This is a genomic window from Rhodococcus sp. BP-316, assembly GCF_019836105.1.
Classification (GTDB): Bacteria; Actinomycetota; Actinomycetes; order Mycobacteriales; family Mycobacteriaceae; genus Rhodococcoides.
The window spans coordinates 248859-272277 of sequence record NZ_JABUEE010000004.1 but is presented as its reverse complement, the minus strand read 5'-3'; the positions used below and the strand labels follow the sequence as shown (position 1 = coordinate 272277).

Genomic DNA, 23419 nt, shown 5'->3' with positions numbered 1-23419 from the left:
AGCACATCTCCCAGTTGTCGGCCCCGTCGTCGGCATCTCAGCCGGCGCGATCCGCCCGGCACACACGCTGGTGAGCACATCGAGAGGAACTCGTGGCGGAATTCATCTACACCATGAAGAAGGTGCGCAAGGCGCACGGCGACAAGGTCATTCTGGACGACGTGACGATGAGCTTCCTGCCGGGAGCGAAGATCGGCGTCGTCGGCCCCAACGGCGCCGGCAAGTCTTCGATCCTCAAGATCATGGCCGGGATCGACCAGCCCGGAAACGGTGAGGCGTTCCTCGCGCAGGGCGCCACCGTCGGCATCCTCATGCAGGAGCCCGAGCTCGACGAGAACAAGACGGTTCGCGAGAACGTCGAGGACGGTCTCGGCGAGACGATGGTCCAACTCAAGCGGTACAACGAGATCGCCGAGCTGATGGCCACCGACTACTCCGACGAGCTGATGGAGGAAATGGGCGAGCTGCAGGAGAAGCTCGACCACGCCGACGCGTGGGAGATCGACTCGCAGCTCGAGCAGGCCATGGACGCACTGCGCTGCCCGCCGCCGGACGAGGGTGTGACCCACCTGTCCGGTGGTGAGAAGCGTCGTGTGGCGTTGTGCAAGCTGCTGCTGAGCAAGCCGGACCTGCTGCTGCTCGACGAACCCACCAACCACCTCGACGCCGAGTCGGTTCTCTGGCTCGAGCAGCATCTGGCCGCGTACCAGGGTGCCATCCTGGCCGTGACCCACGACCGGTACTTCCTCGATCACGTCGCGCAGTGGATCTGCGAGGTCGACCGTGGTCGCCTCTACCCCTACGAGGGCAACTACTCCACGTACCTGGAGAAGAAGGCCGAGCGTCTCGAGGTCCAGGGCAAGAAGGACCAGAAGCTGCAGAAGCGCCTCAAGGACGAACTCGCCTGGGTCCGCTCCGGCGCCAAGGCTCGCCAGGCCAAGAACAAGGCACGTCTCGATCGCTACGACGAGATGGCGGCCGAGGCCGACAAGATGCGCAAGCTCGACTTCGACGAGATCCAGATCCCCAACCCGCCGCGCCTCGGCGACGTCGTGGTCGAGGTCAAGAGCCTCGACAAGGGCTTCGACGGCCGCGTGCTGATCAAGGACCTGTCGTTCACGCTTCCGCGAAACGGCATCGTCGGTGTCATCGGCCCCAACGGCGTCGGAAAGACCACGCTCTTCAAGACCATCGTCGGTCTCGAGGAGCCGGACGGCGGCGAGGTCAAGATCGGTCAGACGGTCAAGCTGAGCTACGTCGACCAGAACCGCTCGGGCATCGACCCGGCAAAGACGGTCTGGGAGACGGTGTCGGACGGCCTCGACTTCATCACCATCGGTACGCAGGAGTTCCCGTCGCGGGCGTATATCAGCTCGTTCGGGTTCAAGGGCCACGACCAGCAGAAGGCTGCCGGCGTGCTGTCCGGTGGTGAGCGCAACCGCCTGAACCTGGCGATGACGCTCAAGCAGGGCGGCAACCTGATCCTGCTCGACGAGCCCACCAACGACCTGGACGTCGAGACCCTCGGTTCACTGGAGAACGCCCTCGAGGAGTTCCCTGGTTGCGCCGTCGTGATCTCGCACGACCGGTGGTTCCTCGACCGGACGTGCACGCACATCCTGGCGTGGGAAGGTGGCTTCGGCGACAACGAGGCCGCTTGGTACTGGTACGAGGGCAACTTCGAGGGCTACGAGGCCAACAAGGTCGAGCGCCTCGGTCCCGACGCCGCTCGCCCGCACCGCGTGACGCACCGGAAGCTCACGCGCGACTGAAATGTACTGGTAAGTAACCTATTTTCATCGCACGCCACGTCACCGCGGTGTTCGGCTCCCGGCCTCTCGAGGCTAGGGTCGGGAGCCGAACCCCACGGACAACGTCGCCCCGACCGGTGGATCCGCCGCTCGTGGTGATCGAAAGGCGACAGCGATGACTTCAGCGGGAGAGCACTCCGAGGCGGCAACGGCGCCGAACTCGGTGCTCGATCGGGCGGACGACCTCCGCGCGGTGTACTTCGGGCACGTCGATCTGGACGTGTTGCGGACCACCACGGGAGCCGACCCGACCGCGGTGGTGCACCGACATCTCGAGCTCGCCGAGCGTCGTGGTCCCGGCGTCGCCTCTCTCGCCCTGCACCGCGGACCCGACAGCACCGTCGGCGTGGCCCTGCAGATCGTCACCGACGACATGCCGATGCTTGTCGAGTCGGTCACCGCCTGGCTCACCGGAGCCGGCATCGCGGTCGTCGAGGTGGTGCACCCGATCCTGCGCGTCGTGCGCGACGAGTCCGGCACGCTCCTCTCCATCCGAGGCGGAGCCACCCCGTCCGATGTCGAGACCGGCGATCTCGCGGACGGCAGCATCCTCGAATCGTGGATCCACGTGGCTCTGCACCCCGCGGCGAGCGAGGAGGCCTTCGCCTCGCTCGAGAACTCGCTGGCCGACGTGCTCGCCGACGTCCGTCGCGTCGTCGACGACACCGAGGCCATGCAGCGTCGCCAGCTGGAACTGGCCGATCGTCTGGAACGACCACGCCGCGGAGACGCGGACGGAACCGAGTCCGTCACCCCCGAGGCGCGGCACGACGCCGCCCGCCTGCTGCGGTGGTTGTCCGAGGGCAACTTCCGCGTGCTCGGCAGCCGCCGGTACACCGCGACGGAGGCGGGTCTCGAACCCGTCGCCGAGTCCGCGCTGGGCATCCTGCGATCCGACGATCCGGGGGCCGTCGCGGGCTTCGACCTGCCGATCGACCGCGTGGTCGCTCGCGAGGACCTCCTCGTGCTCACCCGCGCATCGAGCTCCACGTCCGTGCACCGCGCCGTGCACCCCTACTTCGTCGGTGTCCACGATCTGGACGACGAGGGAAACACGGTGGGAGAGCACCGGTTCACGGGGCTCTTCACCATCTCCGCACTGCACGGCAACGTCCTCGACATCCCGGTCGTGGGTGACCGCGTGCGCACCGTCATCGAGCGCGCCGGGCACACCCTGTCGTCGTACTCCGGCCAGGCCATGCTCGAGTCGATCCAGTCCTTCCCGCGCACCGAACTCTTCTCGGCGGACAGCAGGTCGCTCTTCGACACCATCTCGGCCGTGGAGCGCAGTGCCCTGCGCCGCGAGGTGCTGCTCTTCCTGCGCCGCGACGGGTACGGCCGGTTCGTGTCGGCGCTGGTCTACCTTCCGCGCGACTCCTACACCACCCGCCTGCGTCTCGAGACCCGCAGGATCCTGCTGCACGAGCTCGGCGGTACCGACGTCGAGTACGAGGCACGCGTCTCGGACAGCCCACTCGCGTTGGTGCACTTCACTGTTCGCTTCGACGGACAGAGCGCGGACGCCGTCGACGTCTCGGACGCCAACCGCGACCGCATCCGGGCCCTGATCGCCGACGCCACCCGCACGTGGGACGACGCTCTGCGTGAGGCGGCCGCGGCCGACCCGTCGGTGTCGCCCGACAACGCGGCGCGCTATGCCGTCGCCTTCCCCGAGGCCTACAAGCAGGACTTCGACGCGGACCGGGCGCTCGTCGACATCGCTCGACTCGACGCGCTCGTCGGCGACGACATCGACATGTGCCTGTACCGCCCGCGCGACGCCGAGGCGGGTCACTGGCGTTTCTCCCTCTACGTGACCGGCAGCGAGGTCTCGCTGAGCCAGGTGCTGCCCGTCCTGCAGAGCCTCGGTGTGGAGGTGGTCGACGAGCGGCCGTACGCCGTGGTGCGCAAGGACGGAACGCGCTGCTGGATCTACGATTTCGGCCTGTCCGCGGAGCCCGAGGTCATCGAGGGCGCCGAGAACCAGACGAGTGTGGTCAGCCGACGATTCACCGACGCGTTCGCTGCCGTGTGGAACGGCCACGCGGAGGCCGACCGCTTCAACGAACTGGTTCTGCGGGCCGGTCTCGAGTGGCGCCGCGCGGTGGTGCTGCGGGCGTACGCGAAGTACCTGCGCCAGGCCGCTTTCCCTTTCAGCCAGACCGGCATCGAGGGTGTTCTCCTCGCCAACCCGGTGACGGCTCGACTGATCGTCGACCTGTTCGACGCGCAGTTCGATCCCGCCTCGGCGTCCGAGGAGCGTGCCGACGAGATCGCGTCGGAGCTCGCCGAACTGATCGATCAGGTGGTCAGCCTCGACGCCGACAGGGTGCTGCGTGCCCTGTTCACCCTCGTGCGAGCGACGCTGCGCACCAACCACTTCGTCGTCGACGAGCAGGGTCGCGAGCGCGATTTCCTGTCCCTGAAGTTCGACCCTCGCGGCATCGACGTGCTGCCCAAGCCGCGCCCGCGTTTCGAGATCTTCGTGTACTCGCCGCGCGTCGAGGGCGTGCACCTGCGCTTCGGCACGGTCGCGCGCGGTGGTCTCCGCTGGTCCGACCGGCGCGAGGACTTCCGCACCGAGGTGCTCGGACTGGCCAAGGCGCAGGCCGTCAAGAACGCGGTCATCGTGCCGGTGGGGGCGAAGGGCGGCTTCGTCGTCAAGCAGCCGCCGTCTCCGACCGGCGATGCTGCGACCGACCGCTCCGCGACCACCGCCGAGGGGAGAGCCTGCTACCGCATGTTCATCGCGGGGCTGCTGGACGTCACCGACAACCTCGACCGTGCCACCCGCGCCGCGATCCCACCGCAGCGCGTGGTGCGACGTGACGACGACGACTCGTACCTCGTGGTCGCGGCGGACAAGGGCACTGCCACGTTCTCCGATCTCGCGAACGAGGTGTCCGCCGAGTACGGCTTCTGGCTCGGCGACGCCTTCGCCTCGGGCGGGTCGGTGGGGTACGACCACAAGGCGATGGGCATCACCGCCAAGGGTGCCTGGGAGAGCGTGAAGCGTCACTTCCGCGAGTACGGCATCGACACGCAGTCCGACGAGATCACCGTGGTCGGTATCGGTGACATGAGTGGCGACGTGTTCGGCAACGGGATGCTGCTCAGTGAACATCTCCGCATCGTCGCCGCGTTCGACCACCGGCACATCTTCCTGGATCCCGCACCCGACGCGGCCGCCTCCTTCGCGGAGCGACGGCGACTGTTCGAACTGCCGCGCTCGTCGTGGGCGGATTACGACACCTCCCTGATCAGCAGGGGTGGCGGAGTACACGAACGCACCGTGAAGTCGGTGCCGGTCAGCGCCGAGGTGCGCGCGGCTCTCGGACTGGCGGACGACGTCACCGCCCTGTCACCGCCCGAACTGATGCGCGCCATCCTCACGGCGCCGGTGGACCTGCTGTGGAACGGCGGCATCGGCACCTACGTGAAGTCGCGCACCGAGAGCGATGCCGACGTGGGCGACAAGGCCAACGACCCGGTGCGCGTGAACGGTGCGGACCTGCGGGCGCGCGTGGTCGGAGAGGGCGGCAACCTCGGGGTGACCGCGCTCGGCCGCATCGAGTACAGCGCCGCGGGCGGCAAGATCAACACCGACGCCGTGGACAACTCCGCCGGCGTCGACTGCTCCGATCACGAGGTCAACATCAAGATCCTGCTCGATTCCACCGTGACGTCGGGTGACCTGGCCGCGGAGGACCGGGAGTCCCTGCTGGCTTCCATGACGGACGAGGTGGGCGCCCTCGTTCTCGAGGACAACGTCGCGCAGAACGAGCTGCTGGGTGTCTCACGGGCACACGCCCCCGAACTGCTGGGCGTCCACGCTCGACTGATCGCCGACCTGGTGGCGTCGGGGCGGGTGGACAGGTCGCTCGACGCGCTGCCGACGAAGTCGGAGATCTCGCGGCGCCTGCAGAACGGGCTGGGTCTCACCTCGCCCGAGCTGTCGACTCTCATGGCTCACGTGAAGTTGGCGCTGCAGGAAGACCTGCTGGCATCGGATCTGCCGGACAACGACGTGTTCGCCCCGCTCATGACGGACTACTTCCCGACGCCGTTGCGCGAACGTTTCGCCGGTGCCATCAAGGCGCATCCGCTGCGCCGGGAGATCGTGGCCACGCGGGTGGCGAACGAGACGGTCGACCACGGCGGCATCACCTACGCCTTCCGCCTCGCGGAGGACTCGGGAGTCGGGAGCACGGACGCGGCGCGAGCGTTCGCGGCGACGAGCGAGATCTTCGGTCTGCACGACATCTGGTCCGCGATCGCCGCGGCCGACATGCCCACGGACGCGTCCGACGAACTGGTGCTCGAGTCTCGTCGCCTCCTCGACCGAGGATCCCGCTGGCTGTTGTCGAACCGGCCGCAGCCCATCGCTGTCGGTGCCGAGATCACGAGGTTCGCGCGCAAGGTGCGGATCCTGGAATCGCAGCTCCCGACCTGGCTGAAGGGTCGGCAGGCACGCAGCGGACTCGACCGTGCCACGTCCGCCATCGAGAAGGGCGCGCCGGAAGAGCTCGCGCACAGAGTGTTCCGGCTCCTCGACGTGTTCTGCCTGCTCGACGTCATCGAGACGGCGGACATCGCCAACGAGGACGACGAGGTGATGGCGAGCCTCTACTACGCCCTCAGCGAGCACCTCGGCATCGACTGGCTGCTGTCTGCGGTGTCCACGCTCGAACGCGGCGACCGCTGGCACTCCCTGGCGCGGTTGGCGTTGCGCGACGACCTGTACTCGTCGCTGCGTGCCCTCACACTCGACGTGACGGGCGGCGGCGAACCGGGGGAGACGGCGGACGAGATGATCGCCGACTGGGAGTCCACCAATGCCTCCCGGCTCGCTCGTGCCCGAGCGGCCCTGACGGAGATCGGCGAGTCCGGAACGCTGGATCTGGCGACGCTCTCGGTGGCGGCACGGCAGATCCGCAGCATGGTGCGAGGGGCGGGTGCGCGGACCGACGTCTCGCGTTGACCACGCCCGGCGACGGACGTGCCCGGCCCGGTGCCGCGCCGGGCCGGATAGGTTGGGGGGCGTGACAGACGACGAGCTCATCGGCTTCCACTGCCCCGTCGAGGTGCGCTGGTCGGACATGGACGTGTACCAGCACATCAACCACGCACGCATGGTGACGCTGCTGGAGGAGGCCCGGATCCCGTGGCTCATGGCCGACGGTGTTCCCACCGCGACCTTGCGGAACAGTGCGGTGATCGCCGACCTGCACGTGCGCTACCGCGGCCAGTTGCGCCACGAGGACACGCCTCTCGACGTGTTCATGTGGGTGGAGCAGTTGCGGGCCGTCGACTTCACGGCGGGATACGAGGTGCGCCCGCACGGCGCACCGATGAGTACTCCGCCGGCCATCGTGGCGTCGACGCAGATCGCAGCCTTCGACATCGACACCCAGCGCCTGCGCCGGCTGTCCGGCGACGAGCGCGAGTACCTGCAGCGCTGGCAGCGGCCGTGACGGGTGCACTGGCCGAGCGGTCGGTGACCGTCCCGGACGCGCGGGACCGGGACGATCTGTCGACCTTCCTGACCCACGCCGCGCGGCTCGACCCGGGCGCGGTGGTGCGCCTCCGGCGCCGCGGTGACAGTCACGTGGTCGCGTGGATCGAGACCGGATTCGACGTCCTCGCCGCCCGCGTGATCCGCGCCCGGGTGCTGCCGTCGGACGTCACCGTGGCCGCGGACGGGCTCCTCTCGGCGATGCGATCCGCCGGACCTGCACCGTTCGATCCCGGCTTCGGCATGGACTCCGCCTGGCGCGGCCCGGTGCCGCCGGACGCCGGGTGGACCCATGTGGACGACGTCCCCGGTCCGGTGTTCGTGGAGCTGGCCGAGCGTGGTGTCGCCCTGGCCCGCGAACACGGAACCGATCACGGCCCGCCCGTGTCGCTGCTCGATCAGGACGTGGTGACCGTCGAGGCCGACGGCGAGGCGGTGCCCGTGTCGATGCGCATGATCTTCGCGCTCAACGCCATGAAGTTCGTGCCCACGGTGTCCGACTCGTCGCGGAGTGCGGACGACGCGCGCGTCCGGGTGCGAATCGCTCGGTCCTGGATCCGGCTCGACGCCCGCTACGGATCGGTGTTCCGCAGCCGGGGCGCCACGATCCCGCTCATGGTGTCCTGACCGACCCGCACCGCGACTCGCTCAGACGAGCCAGGCCGCCGCGTCGGCCGGAAGCAGCCCGTCCTGCAGCGGTGCGCTGGCGAGCAGCAGCGCTCCCGGCGGCAGGGTGATGGGCTCGGACGTGGTGTTCAGAGCGCAGATGACGCCGCCGCGGCGCCGGAACGCCAGACACCCGGGAGGGCTCCCGTACCACTCGACTCCGGGCTCGCTGAACTCCGGACGCGCGGCCCGCAGGCTCAACGCCGTCCGATAGAGGCTCAGCATGGAGTCCACGTCCTCGAGTTGGCTCTCCACGGTCAGCGGGGCCCACTCGGCGGGAATCGGCAACCAGGTCTCCCGCGCCGTCGAGAATCCGAACGGCGGCTCGGTGCCCTCCCACGGCAGCGGGACGCGGCACGCGTCTCGTCCGCGTTCCTGGCCGCCGGATCGGAACCAGGCGGGATCCTGCAGAGCGGAGTCGGGGAGGTCCGCGTTGGGCAGCCCGAGCTCGGAGCCGTTGTAGACGAACACGACACCGGGGAGCGCCAGCAGGACAAGGGCCATCGCGCGTGCGCGCTGCAGACCCTGCTCACCTCCGCCGTACCGGGTGACCTCACGGTCGACGTCGTGGTTGGACAGGGTCCACGTCGGCGTGCCGCCGACACGGTCGACCGCGTCGAGCGAGTTGTCGACGGCATCCCTGATGGCCGAGGCGTCGAACGCGGACTCGGCCAGCCGGAAGTTGAAGCCCAGGGTGAGCTCGTCGGGACGGATGTAGCGACTGAAGCGTTCGTTGTCCTGGACCCACACCTCGCCGACCGTCATCGCGCCGTCGTACTCGTCCACGACCCGGCGGATGGCGCGGTGGATCTCGTGCACCCCGTCGTCGTCGAAACGGGGGTCCCCGTCTTCGTTGCGCATCAGCTCGTTCACGGACAGATCCATGTCCGGGAGATCCGCCGGCTTGGCCATGCCGTGGGCCACGTCGATGCGGAACCCGTCGACACCGCGGTCGAGCCAGAACCGGATCGTCGCCTCCAGGTCGGCGAGCACCTCGGGTTCGGTCCAGTTCAGATCCGGCTGCTCGGGCGCGAAGATGTGGAGGTACCACTGACCGGGCGTGCCGTCCGCCTCGGTGACGCGGTGCCACGCGGGACCGCCGAAGATGCTGGGCCAGTTGTTCGGCGGCTCGGAGCCGTCGCCCTTGCCGTCCCGGAACACGTAGCGGGCCCGCTCCGGGCTCCCGGGCGCCGCGGCCAGAGCGGCCTGGAACCATTCGTGCTGATCGCTCGTGTGGTTCGGCACCAGGTCCATCGTGACCTTCATGCCCCGCGCGTGCGCCTCCGTCACCACGGCGTCCATCGTCTCGAGAGATCCGAACAGCGGATCGATGTCGCGGGGATCGGACACGTCGTATCCGTGGTCGACCATCGGCGACCGCATCACCGGGCTGAGCCAGAGTGCATCGACGCCGAGCAGTTCCAGGTATCCGAGCTTGTCCCGGATGCCACCCAGATCACCGATCCCGTCGCCGTCGGAGTCCGCGAACGAGCGGGGGTAGATCTGGTAGAAGACGGCGTCGGACCACCAGGGGGCCGGGGCGGACGGGCCGTCGGCGCGGGACGGGCCGGCGGACGCGTCGATCGGAGTGCTCACAGGCGCAATAGTGCCAAAGGCCGAGCCGCGAGGGGCGGTGCGCCCGTCACCACGACCCCTCCGGCCTGCCCGGCCTCTCGTGGCGACCGGCCTCCGGCCTGCCCGGCTCCCACGAGAATCACCACGCGTCCGCTGTTCATGCCATGGGGAGGTCAAGAAAATCGGAGCGATCGGCGTGAAAACTACCCAAAGTTTGTTTGGTGGGGTATTTTCAGGCGGAACTTCAAGCGACGGTAAAGGAACCTCCATGACGACTCCTGTTTTCGAAGCCGTGAGTCTCGACTCCGTCGAGCTCCTGCCGGCTCCGATCGATCCTTCGTGGATCCTCGAGGGTGCTCCCGTCGCGCGCAGCGGTCAGTGGTCCTGCAGCCCGGACACCACCACGTCGTCGTGGGTCTGGGACTGCACCGCCGGCACCTTTAACTGGTACTTCGAGCAGGACGAGACCATCCACGTGATCGAGGGCGAGGTCGTCGTCCAGTCCGCGGGCAACGAGCCCCGCGTGCTCCGCGCCGGGGATGCCGCTCTGTTCTACGCCGGCACCTGGGCCGAGTGGCACGTGCCGCACTACGTGCGCAAGCACGCCATCCTGCGCCCCCACATCCCGCGTCCCCTGTGGTTCGCGATGCGTGTCGCCCGCAAGCTGCGGGGCAAGGGCCGCTCCGGCGCCCTCGGCTGAACGCGCAGCGCTACAGCGGCGAGTTCACCATCGAGTTCGCCGCCATCTCGATGTAGTCGACGAACTGCTGTCGATGCACATCGTCCATCGTGTCCGAGTCGATCGACGCCAGGGCCGTGTGCATCGCGCGCAGCCAGGCGTCGCGCTCGAACGGCCCGATGACGAACGGCGAGTGCCGCATCCGCAGACGCGGGTGGCCGCGCTCGTCCGAGTAGGTACGCGGACCACCCCAGTACTGCTCGAGGAACATGCGCATCCGGCGCTCCGCCGGGCCCAGGTCCTCCTCCGGGTACAGCCGCCGCAGAATCTCGTCCCGCTCGACCTCGGCGTAGAAGCGCGCAGTCAGGGTGCGAAACGTCTCCGCACCGCCGACCGCGTCGTAGAAGGTCTGTGCCGGCTCGGTCATGGCTCCATTGTTCTCCACGATCACGTGCTCATACTCGGGGCGGGTCCGAAGGGCCGCCCGTTGGGGTAGGGCGCCGCGATGCCGGACTCGTCGAAGGCGTCCAGGATCTGACGATGCAACTGCCGCTGCACGGCCCACTGCCGGCCGGGTCGGACCTTGATGGTCAGGCGCAGCGTCACCGTGTCCGACGTGACGGCGTCGACGCCGAGCATCTGCGGGGCCTCGAGAATGTCCTCCTGGAACTCGCCACGCTCGATGGACTCGCGCGCCGTGCGCTCGGCCACCTCGCACGCGACGTCGATGTCGGCGGAATGACTGACGGGGAGGTCCAACACCGCGACGGCGTGACCCTGGCTCATGTTGCCGACACGCAGCACCTCGCCGTTGCGGACGTACCAGAGCGTCCCGGAGATGTCGCGGACCGTGGTGACCCGCAGGCCCACGGTCTCGACCGTGCCCGATGCCTCGCCGAGATCGACGATGTCGCCGACTCCGTACTGGTCCTCGAGCAGCATGAAGATGCCGGAGAGGAAGTCGCGGACGAGGTTCTGCGCGCCGAAACCGAGCGCGACACCCACGATGCCTGCGGACGCGATGAAGGGGGCGACGTTCACACCGACGATGGAGAGCGCGCAGAGCACGAACCAGACCAGGATGCCGACGGAGACCGCCGACTTGAGCACCGAACCGATGGTGCGGGCGCGCTGGTTGCGGCGCTCGTTCAGGATGGTGGTGGTGACGCCGGCGGGCGCACGTTCGCGCAGCGGCCTCAGCAGGGGCGGTTTACCCGCAGCGCTGCGACCCGCGCCGGGTGAGCGGCTGGTGAACCGGTCGATCATGCGGTGCAGGACGTAACGCAGAACCACGGCGAGCAGGGCGTACCCCAGAACCTGGAGCGGGCGTTGGATCAGCCAGTCGCGACCGGTGTCGGAGAGCGAGAGGGCGAGGACGTCGTTCGGGTCGAAGGAATACACCCGAAAAGTCTACGGATCTCCTCGGCGCACGCCACCTGTCACCACCCGTCTCGGCACCCACCCCGCCACCCGTGCGGGGAGACACCCGGAGTTCACCGCGTGGCCGTCGGCCGGACCTCGAATGAGCGTGCGAACGGCACCGATTCGTGATGCACTGTGGTTGGTCTTCACGTGCGGGCGGTGGCTGTCGCAAACCAGTGGTAGTCGCGCCGCGCGCAGTGGTCACTGGAGGTGGCATGAAGAAGAGCGGGACTGTCGCGAAGGTTCGGGCCGGGCATCGACAACTGTCGCCCACCGACGCCGTGCAGGGCGGCGCGTCGGGGGCGCGACCCCAGTCCGAACACCCTGTCGTCTTCGGCGGCGCGTCGTTGCACGCCGTCACCGATCACTCCGATCCGGCCGACGTCGACGGACACCTCGATCACGAGGACGCCGTCCCCGCCTGGGTGAAGCGGCGCGTACTCCTCCTGAACGCCACGTTCGAACCACTCACCGCGCTACCCATGCGGCGTGCCGTCGTCCTGCTGGTCTGCGAGAAGGCCGTCGTGGTGCACGACGACGACGACGGTCCCGTCGTCCACTCGGCGGACATCGCTCTGCAGGTGCCGTCGGTCATCCGCCTCCGCTCGTACGTGCGGGTGCCCTACCGGGCGCGCATCCCGATGACGCGGGCGGCTCTGATGCATCGGGACCGTTTCCGGTGCGCGTACTGCGGTTCCAAGGCCGAGACCATCGACCACGTGGTGCCGCGCAGTCGCGGCGGCGGTCACTCCTGGGAGAACTGCGTCGCGTGCTGCGCTTCCTGCAATCACCGCAAGGCGGACAAGATGCTCAGCGAGCTGGGGTGGACCCTGCGCGCCGCGCTGGTCCCGCCGAAGGGTCCGCACTGGCGACTGCTCGCGAGCATCAAGGAACTCGATCCCACCTGGCTGCCGTACCTGGGTGAGGGCGCGGCCTGACACCCGTCCACTAAGGTGATGGGCGTGAGCATCCTCGAAACCGCGCTGATCTTCGGACTGATTCCGTTGGCACTGTTCCTCGCGCTCTTCGTGTTCGCGAAGATCACGTCGACCGATCCCGCGCCGCGTCCCGCCCCCTACCGACTCGGGCAGCAGTGGGACCACGCCCCGGTGCTGTGGTCGGCCACGGACGAGGTGACGCCGTACTCGCAGCACGCTGCGCATTCGACACACGCCGAACTCACCGCGGGTTCGGCTTCGCTGGTAGGAGGCCGGGCAAGTGGCAAGTGGTGAACTCTCGACCCGTCGGATCGACGAGGAGAACCTTCCCGTCGGCCATGTGGTGACCGCGAGCGGTCGAGTCTCCGGTGTGCACCAGGTGGGCACCGTCAACCCCGACCTGTCCCCGTTCGCGACCGACGAGCTGATCCAGCTCGACGAGTCGCTCATCGAGGCCACCCGCCGTACGGGCATCCGCTTCAACGTGCTGGTCGGTGACCTCGGCCCCGACACCGCCGCGGGTGCGGACGCCGCTCTCGCGGGAACGCCCGAGGCCGAGTACTCGGTGCTCATCGCGGTCTCACCGAACCAGCACGCCATCGAGGTTCGTTCCGGTCGAGGCGTCGCCCATCTCGTCGACGACCGCATCGCGCAGCTCGGTATCACCGCGGCCACGGGATCCTTCCGTGACGGCGACCTGATCGACGGCCTCGTCGCCGCCGTGCGCGTCATGAGCGCGGCGATCACCGGCCCGTCCGCCTGACACGGCGCCACCCCGGCACAAAGACAAAGGCCCATCATCCGCGAGGATGATGGGCCCTTGTCCGTGCGCGAGTCAGGTGCGGTCAGGCACCGTCCGCCGCTCGGGCGGCGAGTGACCGCACCACGGACGCGCGACCCTCGACGACGAGGCGCGCGAGGGCCGGCGGGTGGTCGCCCGCGAGGAACTCGTCCGCCGCCGCCACCGACTGCTCAGTGATGGACCAGGTCGGGTACAGACCGACGACGACGGTCTGCGCGACCTCGCTGGAACGACGTGCCCAGACATCGGAAATGGCGTCGAAGTAGCGGGAGACGAACGGCTCCAACAACTCTCCCTGGCCCGCACCGGGAAACGCGCCGATGATGGCACGTGCGGTGATGTTGGGTAGGGAGTCGTTGTCGATGACCGTGGTCCACGCCTCCTCCTTGACCGAGGCCTGCGGGCGGGCAGCTCGTGCCGCCGCCGCGTTGCGGGCACCGGCCGCGGTGTTGTCCTTCTCGGCCTCGGCGTCGATCACGGGTGTGTCGGACCCCGTGTCGATCGCGCCGCTGCGAGCCAGAGCGGTGACGAACCGCCAGCGCAGATCGGTGTCGACGGTGAGGCCGCCCAGATCCTGGCCGTCCACGTCTCCGTCGAGCAGCGCCTGCATCACTGTCGTGTGGCGCTCGGCCAGCACGGACGAGGCCAGCGCGTTGACGTAGGCCAGCTGATGATCCGACCCACCGTCGGCCGCGCGCGCCAGCTCGAGGAGGCGGTCGGCGAACTCGGGCCATCCCGTGGACTGCGCCCACCCCGGCTCGGCGTAGCTGCCGAGCGCGGTCTGCGCCTGCAGCAGGAGCCGCTGCACGACTCCGACCTCGGTCTCGGAGGTGATGCCGCGCTGCACCAGTGCGACGAAGTCGCGTGCCTTCAGATCGGCCTGCCGGGTCATCTCCCACGCCGCCGACCACGCCAGGGTGCGAGGAAGCGACTCGGTGATGTCGCCGATGCGCGCGATGAGCGTCTCGAGCGAGGTCGGATCCAGCTGTAGCGAGCAGTACGTCAGGTCGTCGTCGTTGACGAGCACCAACCGACCGGCGGGCGTGCCCACCAGCGCGGGAACCTCGGTGCGCTCCTGCGGCTCGACGTCGAGCTCGACCCGCTGGGTGCGAGTGAGCGCGCCGGAGTCGTCACCGTCGTAGATGCCGACGGCGATGCGGTGCACGCGGCGCTCACCCTTGCCGGGTGCCGCGGCCCCCTGCACGACGGAGAAGGACGAGTAGTTGCCGTCGTCGTCGATCTCGAATTCCGGTGTCAGGGTGTTCAGGCCGGTGGTGCGCAGCCACTGATCACCCCAGTCCGAGAGGTCGCGACCGGACGAGGCCTCGAGAGCCGACAGCAGATCCGAGAAGGTCGCGTTGCCGAAGGCGTGGTCGCGGAAGTAGCTGCGCAGACCCGCGAGGAAGTCCTCGAGCCCGACGTAGGCGACGAGCTGCTTGAGGACGCTGGCGCCCTTGGCATAGGTGATGCCGTCGAAGTTGACCTCGACTGCGGCGAGATCGGGAATGTCCGCGGCGATGGGGTGCGTCGACGGCAACTGGTCCTGGCGGTAGGCCCAGCTCTTCTCGACGTTCGCGAACGTGGTCCACGCGCTGGTGTACTCGGTGGCCTCCGACTGGCAGAGCACCGACGCGAACGTGGCGAAGGACTCGTTGAGCCACAGGTCGTCCCACCACCGCATGGTCACGAGATCGCCGAACCACATGTGGGCCATCTCGTGCAGCACGGTCTCGGCGCGGCGCTCGTAGGAGTAGCGCGTCACCTTGGACCGGAAGACGTAGTCCTCCAGGAAGGTCACCGCGCCGGCGTTCTCCATGGCGCCCGCGTTGAACTCGGGCACGAACAGCTGGTCGTACTTGCCGAAGGCGTACGGGACACCGAAGTTACGGTGGTAGAACTCGAAGCCCTGCTTGGTCTCGGTGAAGAGGCGATCGGCGTCCATGTACTCCGACAGCGATGCGCGGCAGTAGATTCCGAGCGGAATGGTGCCGTGGTCGTCCGAGTAGGAATCGGTCCACTGCGCGTACGGGCCGGCGATGAGCGCGACGAGGTAGGTGCTCATCACAGGAGTCGTCTCGAACACGTGCGTCGTGGCACCGGACGCCTCGGAGGTCTCCGCGGCAGCCGCGTTGGAGATGACGGCCCAGTCCTTCGGTGCCGTCACCGTCACGTCGAAGGTCGCTTTGAGATCCGGCTGGTCGAAGCACGCGAACATGCGCTTGGCGTCCGCGGTCTCGAACTGGCTGTACAGGTAGACGGAGCCGTCCGACGGATCGACGAAGCGGTGCAGGCCCTCACCGGTATGGGAGTAGACGCATTCCGCGACCACGGTGAGCTCGTTGTGCTCCGCGAGGTCGGTGAGCGCGATGCCCGTCGACTCGTCGTAGGAGGAGACGTCGACGTCGGTTCCGTTGAGCGTCGCGGAGCTCACCGAGGCGGCGACGATGTCGACGACACTGGAGGCTCCGGCAGTCGCGTCGAAGGTGACGGTGGTGGTCGAGGAGAAGGTCTTCTCGCCCGGGCCACCGGCTCCGTCCGTCAGGTCGAGAGTGATGGAGTAGTGCGTGACCGTGAGCAGCGAGGACCGTTCCTCTGCCTGGTCCCTGGTCAAATTGGGGGCAACCACGTGCACCCTTTCTGTCGATTTCTTCTGCCACCGCCGAACTGCGGTCGCGGCTGTGTCCATCCCATCATGACGCCGGTCGCCGCGGGCGGGTAGAACAGGTGTGCAGAGTTCGTGTCACCGGCCCACTGTGCGGGACGCTCCGCAGACCAGCCGAACACCGAGCACTACCCGACGACGAAAGGACCGACGTGAGCGATAGCAAGGACGTGGCAGATTTCTGGTTCGACCCGCTCTGCCCGTGGTGCTGGATCACCTCGCGCTGGATTCTCGAGGTGGCGAAGGTTCGCGACATCGAGACGAACTTCCACGTCATGAGCCTGGCGGTCCTCAACGAAGGACGCGATCTTCCCGACGAGTACCAGGACATGATGAAGAAGGCGTGGGGTCCCGTCCGCGTCGCGATCGCGGCCGCGCAGGAGAAGGGCGACGAGATCCTCGAGCCGCTCTACACCGAGATGGGGACGCGAATCCACAACGAGGGCAACAAGGACTTCCCGGACGTGATCCAGAAGTCGCTCGCTGCACTGGACCTCCCGGCCTCGTTGGCCGAGGCGGCCGCGAGCAGTGAGTTCGACGACGCGCTGCGCAAGAGCCACCACGCGGGAATGGACAAGGTGGGCAAGGACGTCGGCACGCCGACCATCCACGTCAACGGTGTCGCCTTCTTCGGTCCCGTGCTGTCGAGGATCCCGCGCGGCGAGGAGGCCGGCAAGCTGTGGGACGCGTCGGTGATCTTCGCGTCGTACCCGCACTTCTTCGAGCTCAAGCGTTCTCGCAACGAGGACCCGCAGTTCGACTGAGTCGACCGCGCACCCCGTCGGTGATGCCGGCGGGGTGCGTCAGACCACGATGAGGTCGGGACGGCCCCGGCGATCGCGAGTGCCGTCTCCGAACTCCAGTGCCTCGCCGCCGAGCCAGCGACGCGCGGACCAGGCGGCCGCCACCGCGTCGAGCACGTCGTCCATCGCGGGCCCGTCCTCGATCGCACTCGTGGCCTCCAGCAGCGCCGGCACGTCCACCACCACCGAGAGTGCTTGCAGCCGTTGCGCGATGCCGCGGGCTCGTTTCTTCGACGTGAAGCGCGTGGCGGGGGCGAGTGCCCGGAACGACGATTCCGGGTGCACCTCGATCACCCGCGCGATGTCGGGGTCGGCCGCGTCCCAGGCCCGGATGTGGTCGGTGAGGTACCAGGACTGCTTGCTGATGGCCTTGCCCGTGCGGGCGCGGGCGATCACGCAGGCGTCCTCCCAGGAGGCCGCCCACACCGCGTCGCGTACCGGCGTGGGGAAGAGCGACGATCGCGCCGGGCCCAGGAACGTCCGAACCTGGAGTTCGCTCGCCCGCACTCCGGCGTCGGGAACGGTCAGCGGCATGTCGACCCCGACGGCCGCGCAGTCCCGGGTGGTGTCCAGGACGGCCGCGACGGTGTCGACCAGGGTCAACGACACTCGTCCCTCGTGGAGGCGAGCCACCACCCACCGGCCCGCGGCGCCGTCCACCCCGGCGACGGGGCCCCACCCGCACGGTGGCGTCGGGGCGGAGGGGGGCACCTGTCAAACTCTAGCCATGCGCGTATACCTGGGTGCCGATCACGCCGGCTTCGAGTTCAAGAATCAGATCATCGACCACCTGCGGGAATCGGGACACGAGCCGATCGACTGCGGTGCGTTCACGTACGACGCGGTGGACGACTACCCGGCGTTCTGCATCGAGGCGGCTCGCCGCACGGTCGCCGACCCGGAGAGCCTCGGACTGGTGCTAGGTGGCTCCGGCAACGGTGAGCAGATCGCGGCCAACAAGGTCCCCGGCGCGCGGTGTGCTCTCGCCTGGAGCGTCGAGACGGCCCAGCTCGCGCGTCAGCACAACAAGGCGCAGCTGATCGGCATCGGCGGCCGCATGCACACGCTGCCCGAGGCGCTCGCGATCGTGGACGCGTTCCTCGAGACCCCGTGGTCGGGCGAGGAGCGCCACCAGCGCCGCATCGACATCCTGTCCGAGTACGAGCGCACCGGCGACGCGCCGGCCGTTCCCGGTGCACCCTCGGCCGACGGCGGCTCCGAATAAGAGGGTCCGCACCACAGCCCGAGTAGTCAGGTACCACCCATGCCCGAGGGGCACACTCTCCATCGTCTGGCGCGACTGCACCAGAAGCGTTTCGGCGGCCAGGTCATCGAGGTGTCCAGTCCGCAGGGACGTTTCGTCGACGGTGCCGAGTGGGTCTCCGGGCATGTCCTGAAGCGCGCCGACGCCTGGGGCAAGCATCTGCTCCACCGGTACGACAACGGGGCGATCGTCCACGTCCACCTCGGGCTGTACGGCAAGTTCGGCGAGCAGTCCGTTCCCATGAAGGAGCCCGTCGGCCAGGTGCGGATGCGCATGGTGGGGGAGGAGTACGGCACCGACCTGCGCGGCCCCACCCGCTGCGAGATCTTCGACGACACTCAGGTCGACGCGCTGGTGGCGCGCCTGGGTCCCGATCCGCTGCGCAAGGAGTCCGACCCGGAGAAGGCGTTCCACCGGATTCACAAGTCGGCCATGGCGGTCGGCGCGTTGCTGATGGAGCAGGACGTCATCGCCGGCATCGGCAACGTCTACCGGGCCGAGCTGCTGTTCCGGCACCGCGTGAGCCCGTTCCGCACCGGCAAGCACCTCGACCACGAGGAGTGGGACGAGATGTGGACGGATCTCGTCGAGTTGATGAAGGTGGGCGTGCGACGCGGGCGCATCATCACGCTGGACAAGGAACACGACTCGGGCACCGGGTCGCGAGGACCGGGACGCCCGCGTTCCTACGTCTACAAGAGGAACGGCCAGCCGTGCCTGATCTGCGGCACGACGATTCTCACCGCGGACATGAAGGGCCGCAACCTCTTCTGGTGCCCGACGTGTCAGGCGACGTGAGGTCGGTCGAGCACTGATCCGTCCGCACGAGTTCCGGGGGGCGCGCACCCGGTTCCGCTGACTGGACGGGGTGCACGGCACCGGGGGGTGTGCGGACCGGCGCCCGTGGAGGTCAGAAACCTCCGAAGTCGCCGCCGCCCCCGAAGTCGCCACCACCGCCGAAGTCGCCACCACCGCCGAAGTCGCCACCACCGAAGTCGCCCCCGGCATCGCCGCCCATGTCGCCACCACCGTCACCCGTGTCGCCGCCCATGTCGCCGCCGTCGCTCATGTCGGTCCCGTCGCCCTCACCGCTGGCGAAGTTGTCCGCCCCGTAGCCCACGCCGGCCATCCCGGAGAACATCGCGGAGAACAGGAACATGGATCCCATGCCCCACGCGCCGGCCACGAGGGCGGGCTTCCACCACGGCTCGGAGTACCAGCCCGCAGGGACGGGGCGACCCGCCACGCGTCCGCCGGGGTAGTAGTTCGGCGTCTTCTCGGACGGTCCGGGGCTCGCGGTCACGGCCCGACCCTCGTAGTCGACGGTGCGTTCCTCGGTGACCTCGCCCGCGGACTTCTGTCCGTCGATGGTGGGGACCTCGGGGCCGGGGTCCATGCCCATCGCCAGCCGGGCAGCGCGGATGTAGTAGAGCCCTTCCAGCGCAGTCTGTTTGGCCAGACGCGCCTGGGTGGGGGACTGCGCCTGATCGATCTGTGAGCCCGCGGCCGTGTAGCGCTCGGACGCGTCGGCCAGAGCCTGCTTGGAGGCAGTGTCCGAGCCGACCAGGTTGTACACCTGGCCGCCGAGGCGCTCGATGGCCTGACGCGCGTCGGCCTTGGCGTCGTCGAGCGACTCGAGACTCCGTCGGCCGGACCTGCGCTGGGACACGACGACGACGCCGACGACCAGAGCCACGACGACGATGATCAGGAGCAGAGGTTCCATGGTCCCAGTGTACGGAGAGTCCGGTTCCGGTCGCGGATCACGACGCGGGGCGCAGCGACTCCCGGCCGTTGCTCCACGCGTCCATGAGATGGTCCGCCAGGACGTTCTCGACGTGGTCGATGGCGCGCATCCCGAAGACGACGTCCGCCTCGAGTTCCGGTTCGCGCGCGATGAGGTCGCCCACCACGTCGTGTCGCATGACCTGCTCGTGCACCGCGTCCGCCTCGACGTGCTCGGCGTAGAACGCGACGCACTCGGCCGGGAACTCCAACCGCTGCAACGCTTTCACCAGCCGCTGCGATCCGGGTGAGGAGGTGATCTCGGTCGCGGCGAGGTGTCCGACGGCGGCACCCCGCAGCGATCGGTGCAGACCGAACATCGACATCAGGTTGACCGGTGCGAGGGTCGGTGCACCCACCCGGTCGAGGTAACCGAGGTAGGTCGCGTCGAGTCCCGCCGCTGCGAGGAGGTCGCGAAAGAGGTTCTGGTGCATGCGGCTTCCGCGCCCGCCGCCGAACTCGTCGAACTCGACGGCGACGTAGGAGGCCTTGGCCTGACCCTGGAGCCGCGGGATCGTCCACGCGTGGGGGTCGGCCTCCTTGAGGTGGTACAGCGACCGGTGCGCGAGGTACTCCCGCATCTGCTCGGCGGTGCCGGTGTCGCGGAGGTGGAAGGACGGGCCGGACCCGTCGACGTGCTCCGTCGACAACAGGTCCATCTCGTCGGCCGCCGAGCCGCCCACCGTCACGTGCGCACGGACGTCGGCGAGGAAGGCGCTCTCCATCTCGGCACGCAGACGCAGGAGGTCGGGATTCCACTCCCAGGCGTCGTCCACACCGGGGAGCCCGCGGTAGTGCAGTTCGTAGCAGAGGTACAACGCGAGATGAAGGTCGTCGCCGTAGGGATCGGCGTCCGTGACGGGGGCGACGACGCTGCCCGCGTCCGACGGGGACTGCACGAGTGCGGACAGGACGGCGGAGGACAGCGGCCCACGCGCCGTCGGCAGCGCGGCTGCGGTCGGCGGGGTCGAGGTGGTCGGGGTGTCGTTCAGCATCGCGGTCACCTCGTCCGACTACCCGTTTCGACCGTGTCCGAACATGCGCGGCGGTCGCTGGGGTCCGAAGACGGGCAGCGGACCCGATCCGGGTTCGGTCGGTACGGGCGTGGTGCGGCGGAGCAACAGGGTGGCCGCGTCGAGCACCAGTTCGCGGTCGTACGTCAGGCGGTAGTCGAACACCGGGTCCGACTCGGTCGATCCGTCGCCGTCCGTTTCGGCTCCGATGACGGCGGCGGTGAAGTGCGGGCTCACGACGATCACCGACAGTTCCCGCAACAGCGGGTCCGCGGCGGGCAGCCTCATGGTGTGCAGGCCGGGCACCGGCGGTGTGGTCGCGGCGCCGCCTCGTCCGAACAGGGCGACGAGCGTCCCGGACGCGGCGAGGTGCGCGGCCTGATGCATCTGCTCGGCGGACACCTCGAACGAGTGCGGAACCGTGGCCAGCACGATGGTCGACGGTCCGGTGGCCGCCGCGTGGAGCGCGAACTGGTCGATGATCGTGGAGAGCAGGGACAGACGCCCGCGGCGGATGCCACCGGTGGCCGCGGCGAGTGCGAAGGGCGTCGGCGCGGACGGCATGCGGTGGGTGAGCCCGACGGCGAAGGGGGAGTCCGACGGCAGGTCGGCGGCGGTCGGGCCGGCGTGTGGCTCACGGCGCGGCAACGGAGCGGGCGTGCCGAAGAGCCAGCCCTGGCCGAGAGCAGCGCCCATCTCACGCGCGAGATGCAGGTGTTCCTCGGTCTCGATGCCCTCGGCGAGGACCACCGCGCCCGTGCGGTCGGACTCCGCCGAGACCGCCGCGAGCACCCGCGCGGTGTCCGCCGTCGCCCGCTGCTGGGTGAACGTCATGTCCAGCTTGATGATGTCGGGCCGCAGGAACGGCAGCAGGGCCAGGCTCGCCGTCTCGGCTCCCACGTCGTCCACCGCCACGAGCCACCGTCGGTCGCGCACTCGTTCCACTGCCTCGAGCAGCGATGCGGGGTCGGCGAGCAGGTCACGTTCGGTGATCTCCACGACCACCGACAGTCGCGACGCCTCGGCGAGCAGAGCGGCCACCCCCGCGGGAGGCGCGAGGTTCATCGCGCTGGGTTCCATGTTGACGAACAACTGCAACCCGGTCGGCAGATTGGCCTCCAGCGCCCCTCGGAGCGCACTGACTCGGCACATCCAGTCCAGCTGACCGACGGTCCCGTGCGCACGCGCCGACTCGAACAGTGCGGCGGGTGACTCCCAGGGTGTGCCGACGGGGCCGCGGGCGAGGGCCTCGTAGCCGACCAGCGCGCGCGTCGAGAGGTCGACGACGGGTTGGTAGAGGGAGTGGACCGTCAGGCCTGCGGGGATCTCTTCCACGCCCGGTCCTCTCGTCGGCGGACCGAGTCCGCGTGCCTGCAGCATCTGAAACAGTAGGCCGATCACCCCTCGCGAGGGCGAGGACGGATCAGACGGGCGACGGCACGACGGTGACAGGGACGTCCACCGAGTGCATCACGGCTCGGCTGGTCGATCCCAGCAGGAGCGAGGTGAATCCACCCCGCCCGCGGCGACCCACGACGACGAGGTCCGCCTCGGCCGATCTGGCCACGAGTTCCCGCACCGGCCGGTCCTGGACCACCACGCGCTCCACCTCGACGTCGGGGTAGTCCTGCGACCACCCGGCCATCGTCTCCGCGAGGACGGCCTCCTCGTCCTCGGCAGACCGACCGAGGCCGCCGGGAACGTCGATGTCGCTCCACGCGTGCACGGCGATCAGCGATGCCCCACGTGACGAGGCGATCTCGAACGCCCAGCGGACGGCGGGCACGCTGTTGTCCGTGCCGTCGACGCCGACGACGACGGCGTGTCCCGTGCCCTCGTTCGGCGGCGTGTCCAGAGGCACCACGGTGACGGCGCACGAGGCGTGTGTCGCCACCGCCGTGCTCACCGACGCGGAGAGTCCTCCGGTGAACTCGCCGAGCCCCCGCGTCCCCACGACGATCATCGCGGCGTCCGTCGATCGTTCGACCAGTACTCCGGCGGGGGTGCCGTGGTGGGTCTCGGTGGAGACCGACACGTCGGCCGCCACGGCCCGCGCCGCGTCCACTCCGTCGGCGAGAATGCGGTCGAGTGCACTCGCTGCAGTGTCGTCGACGTCCGCGAAGGCCGGCGCGGACACCGCCGTGACCAGCACGAGGGGCAGGCCGCGAGCGGTGCAGAGCCGCGTGGCCCATCGCACGGCCGCGAGCGCTGCGGACGATCCGTCGACTCCGACGACGACGGGGTGGGACACGGGCATGCAGGCCTCCAGCGGTTCGAACGGACGGTGCCGAGATGACCACAGTGTTCCCGACGCGAGGCGATGTCATGCCCGGAACAGGCAGTTGAGTCTGCAACGGCGTTATCTCGATGTGCTGTGAACGTTATCGGATCGTGATGCTCTGCACGCAGCCTCGTCACTCTGGCGGGCGAATCTAAGGCAGACGCCGAGGAACGAGATCGACGCACACGAACCGGGAGACACAG

The 23419-nt window shown here is 68.9% G+C and carries 20 protein-coding genes; 11 read left to right on the top strand and 9 right to left on the bottom strand.

Going from position 1 to position 23419, the window contains the following annotated elements; all coding sequences use genetic code 11:
* Positions 1-92 precede the first annotated feature (92 nt).
* The 4 genes from ettA (at position 93) to HQ312_RS09785 (ending at position 7953) form a co-directional block, all read left to right on the top strand.
* Positions 93-1772: an energy-dependent translational throttle protein EttA gene (gene ettA / locus HQ312_RS09800; protein WP_027505632.1), complete on the top strand. Its 1680-nt coding sequence runs from the start codon at positions 93-95 to the stop codon at positions 1770-1772.
* A 154-nt stretch (positions 1773-1926) separates the two neighbouring features.
* A complete protein-coding gene (locus tag HQ312_RS09795) occupies positions 1927-6792 on the top strand; it encodes an NAD-glutamate dehydrogenase (RefSeq protein ID WP_222638463.1) in 4866 nt (1621 codons plus the stop codon).
* Between the two features lie 61 nt (positions 6793-6853).
* The gene (locus HQ312_RS09790) at positions 6854-7285 is read left to right on the top strand and encodes a thioesterase family protein (RefSeq protein ID WP_027505634.1); all 432 of its coding nucleotides are present in this window, start codon (positions 6854-6856) and stop codon (positions 7283-7285) included.
* Complete coding sequence (locus HQ312_RS09785; protein ID WP_374198289.1) at positions 7282-7953, top strand: hypothetical protein; 672 nt, start codon at positions 7282-7284, stop codon at positions 7951-7953. Before HQ312_RS09790 ends, HQ312_RS09785 begins: the two co-directional genes overlap by 4 nt.
* 21 nt (positions 7954-7974) lie before the next feature.
* Here HQ312_RS09785 and HQ312_RS09780 read toward each other — a convergent pair whose 3' ends face one another.
* Entirely contained in the window at positions 7975-9588 is a 1614-nt protein-coding gene (locus tag HQ312_RS09780; RefSeq protein WP_308123862.1) for a glycoside hydrolase family 13 protein, read from the bottom strand.
* A gap of 247 nt (positions 9589-9835) precedes the next feature.
* On the opposite strand from HQ312_RS09780, the gene HQ312_RS09775 reads away from it, so the two are divergent.
* Positions 9836-10267, top strand: a complete 432-nt coding sequence (locus tag HQ312_RS09775; RefSeq protein WP_222630235.1) for a cupin domain-containing protein — start codon at positions 9836-9838, stop codon at positions 10265-10267.
* Between the two features lie 10 nt (positions 10268-10277).
* Here the strand turns inward: HQ312_RS09775 and HQ312_RS09770 are convergent, their stop codons facing one another.
* A complete protein-coding gene (locus HQ312_RS09770; RefSeq protein ID WP_222630239.1) occupies positions 10278-10673 on the bottom strand; it encodes a globin in 396 nt (131 codons plus the stop codon).
* Between the two features lie 20 nt (positions 10674-10693).
* Positions 10694-11647, bottom strand: coding sequence for a mechanosensitive ion channel family protein (locus HQ312_RS09765; RefSeq protein WP_222638461.1), 954 nt, complete (start codon positions 11645-11647; stop codon positions 10694-10696).
* A gap of 236 nt (positions 11648-11883) precedes the next feature.
* Here HQ312_RS09765 and HQ312_RS09760 point away from each other — a divergent pair, with 236 nt between their 5' ends.
* Genes HQ312_RS09760 through HQ312_RS09750 form a run of 3 tightly spaced genes read left to right on the top strand, consistent with a single transcriptional unit; the run spans position 11884 to position 13369 of the window.
* Complete coding sequence (locus tag HQ312_RS09760) at positions 11884-12606, top strand: HNH endonuclease (protein WP_231476311.1); 723 nt, start codon at positions 11884-11886, stop codon at positions 12604-12606.
* Between the two features lie 24 nt (positions 12607-12630).
* Positions 12631-12900 carry a hypothetical protein gene (locus tag HQ312_RS09755; protein ID WP_027505641.1) on the top strand — a complete coding sequence of 90 codons (270 nt, stop codon included), beginning with the start codon at positions 12631-12633 and terminating at the stop codon, positions 12898-12900.
* Positions 12887-13369 carry a DUF5130 family protein gene (locus HQ312_RS09750; protein WP_222638460.1) on the top strand — a complete coding sequence of 161 codons (483 nt, stop codon included), beginning with the start codon at positions 12887-12889 and terminating at the stop codon, positions 13367-13369. The genes HQ312_RS09755 and HQ312_RS09750 overlap by 14 nt, the downstream gene beginning before the upstream one ends.
* An 82-nt stretch (positions 13370-13451) precedes the next feature.
* Here HQ312_RS09750 and pepN read toward each other — a convergent pair whose 3' ends face one another.
* Positions 13452-16034, bottom strand: coding sequence for an aminopeptidase N (gene pepN / locus HQ312_RS09745; RefSeq protein ID WP_222638459.1), 2583 nt, complete (start codon positions 16032-16034; stop codon positions 13452-13454).
* Positions 16035-16222: 188 nt separating this feature from the next.
* Between pepN and HQ312_RS09740 the strand changes: the two genes are divergently transcribed.
* Complete coding sequence (locus tag HQ312_RS09740) at positions 16223-16834, top strand: DsbA family protein (protein WP_222638458.1); 612 nt, start codon at positions 16223-16225, stop codon at positions 16832-16834.
* A gap of 39 nt (positions 16835-16873) precedes the next feature.
* Here HQ312_RS09740 and HQ312_RS09735 read toward each other — a convergent pair whose 3' ends face one another.
* A complete protein-coding gene (locus HQ312_RS09735; RefSeq protein WP_231476312.1) occupies positions 16874-17584 on the bottom strand; it encodes a DUF429 domain-containing protein in 711 nt (236 codons plus the stop codon).
* A gap of 16 nt (positions 17585-17600) precedes the next feature.
* Here HQ312_RS09735 and HQ312_RS09730 point away from each other — a divergent pair, with 16 nt between their 5' ends.
* Both HQ312_RS09730 and HQ312_RS09725 read left to right on the top strand, forming a co-directional pair.
* Positions 17601-18098: a ribose-5-phosphate isomerase gene (locus HQ312_RS09730; RefSeq protein WP_027505646.1), complete on the top strand. Its 498-nt coding sequence runs from the start codon at positions 17601-17603 to the stop codon at positions 18096-18098.
* 39 nt (positions 18099-18137) lie between these two features.
* On the top strand, positions 18138-18935 hold the full coding sequence (locus HQ312_RS09725; protein ID WP_027505647.1) for an Fpg/Nei family DNA glycosylase: 798 nt from the start codon (positions 18138-18140) through the stop codon (positions 18933-18935).
* A gap of 112 nt (positions 18936-19047) precedes the next feature.
* Here the strand turns inward: HQ312_RS09725 and HQ312_RS09720 are convergent, their stop codons facing one another.
* From HQ312_RS09720 to HQ312_RS09705, 4 genes are all read right to left on the bottom strand, one after another.
* Positions 19048-19863, bottom strand: a complete 816-nt coding sequence (locus HQ312_RS09720) for a hypothetical protein (protein ID WP_027505648.1) — start codon at positions 19861-19863, stop codon at positions 19048-19050.
* 37 nt (positions 19864-19900) lie between these two features.
* On the bottom strand, positions 19901-20917 hold the full coding sequence (locus HQ312_RS09715) for an iron-containing redox enzyme family protein (RefSeq protein ID WP_056446359.1): 1017 nt from the start codon (positions 20915-20917) through the stop codon (positions 19901-19903).
* A gap of 18 nt (positions 20918-20935) precedes the next feature.
* Positions 20936-22270, bottom strand: coding sequence for an EAL domain-containing protein (locus HQ312_RS09710; RefSeq protein WP_222630268.1), 1335 nt, complete (start codon positions 22268-22270; stop codon positions 20936-20938).
* A gap of 88 nt (positions 22271-22358) precedes the next feature.
* The gene (locus tag HQ312_RS09705; RefSeq protein WP_222638457.1) at positions 22359-23192 is read right to left on the bottom strand and encodes a universal stress protein; all 834 of its coding nucleotides are present in this window, start codon (positions 23190-23192) and stop codon (positions 22359-22361) included.
* Between the last annotated feature and the right edge of the window lie 227 nt (positions 23193-23419).